General features: G+C 43.3%; 5 tRNA genes. 4 read left to right on the forward strand and 1 reads right to left on the reverse strand.

Annotation, left to right across the window (positions count from 1 at the left end):
* Positions 1 to 40 precede the first annotated feature (40 nt).
* A tRNA-Val gene (locus CWB72_RS19565) sits at positions 41 to 116 on the reverse strand.
* Between the two features lie 597 nt (positions 117 to 713).
* Between CWB72_RS19565 and CWB72_RS19570 the strand changes: the two genes are divergently transcribed.
* From CWB72_RS19570 to CWB72_RS19585, 4 genes are all read left to right on the forward strand, one after another.
* Positions 714 to 789 (forward strand) — tRNA-Ala (locus CWB72_RS19570).
* Between the two features lie 39 nt (positions 790 to 828).
* Positions 829 to 904 (forward strand) — tRNA-Glu (locus CWB72_RS19575).
* A gap of 99 nt (positions 905 to 1,003) precedes the next feature.
* Positions 1,004 to 1,079, forward strand: a tRNA-Glu gene (locus CWB72_RS19580).
* Between the two features lie 86 nt (positions 1,080 to 1,165).
* Positions 1,166 to 1,241 (forward strand) — tRNA-Glu (locus CWB72_RS19585).
* Positions 1,242 to 1,350: the final 109 nt, after the last annotated feature.

Genomic DNA, 1,350 nt, shown 5'->3' on the forward strand with positions numbered 1-1,350 from the left:
CAACTGAGCTAACGACCCATTATAGATAAGTTTAGATATGTGGTGGGTCGTACTGGACTTGAACCAGTGACCCTCGCCTTGTAAGGGCGATGCTCTCCCAACTGAGCTAACGACCCATATCTAAAAACAACACGTTACCGTGTCGTTGTGGAGCGGTATTATAGGGAGACTTGCAACAGAGTCAATAGTTGAATTTACAATTTTGGTCTGTCTGCGGGTTTTATCATCAAATTGCAATTATTCTTCATTATATACCTAGTGCATTTTCACGTTCAAAAATATAAAAAAACAAGAAAATTGATTCATTGAAAAAGAAGCCAAAGTCAAAGTGCTCAATATTATGAATTATATGCAGGGCTATATTAGTAAATGAAAGGTGATGGTCTTTAAGCTTGTCTCAAAACTAACTATAGATGCTCTTTTTTATAGAGCGGAATACAGAGCATCAATAGCAAACATCATGACTCTGGTCGGTATTTGAATGTGGCAGGCAATAAAATAGAATAATTTGAAGGCTAAGGTGGTGATATAGAGAGGGTTTAGTTGCCTCAAAATGGTTGTTGTGGTTATATATGCGCCTGTTTGCTGTTTTTTAAAGCGAACAGTAAAAAGTTAATGAAAAATTGTTGACTTTAATTTTATGGGTGCATAGAATGCGCCCCGCACTCAGCAATACAGGTGACTAACTGAAAGGTTAGATAAGCCCAAGGTAAGGGGCTATAGCTCAGCTGGGAGAGCGCCTCGCTGGCAGCGAGGAGGTCTGCGGTTCGATCCCGCATAGCTCCACCAATTTACTAAGTGCAAATGTCCTAGAAAACACAGTTTTGTGTCCCCTTCGTCTAGAGGCCTAGGACACCGCCCTTTCACGGCGGTAACAGGGGTTCGAATCCCCTAGGGGACGCCAATTTCGCTACTTCTTCGAATGGAGTAGGGGAGTTAATATACTCGTATGGTAAGAGTTAAAATAACCAGTCCTAGTGACACATTATCTATATGATACTGCGTCCCCTTCGTCTAGAGGCCTAGGACACCGCCCTTTCACGGCGGTAACAGGGGTTCGAATCCCCTAGGGGACGCCACTTTATTTAAAGTGCTCAAGATAAACGCTCGTATGGTAAGAGCTTAAATAACCAGTCCTAGTGACACATTATCTACATGATACTGCGTCCCCTTCGTCTAGAGGCCTAGGACACCGCCCTTTCACGGCGGTAACAGGGGTTCGAATCCCCTAGGGGACGCCACTTTTCTTAAGGTGCTCAAGATAAACGCTCGTATGGTAAGAGCTTAAATAACCAGTCCTAGTGACACATTATCTACATGATATTGCGTCCCCTTCGTCTAGATCGGGAG

This window comes from Pseudoalteromonas phenolica (genome assembly GCF_005886345.1).
Classification (GTDB): Bacteria; Pseudomonadota; Gammaproteobacteria; order Enterobacterales; family Alteromonadaceae; genus Pseudoalteromonas; species Pseudoalteromonas phenolica_A.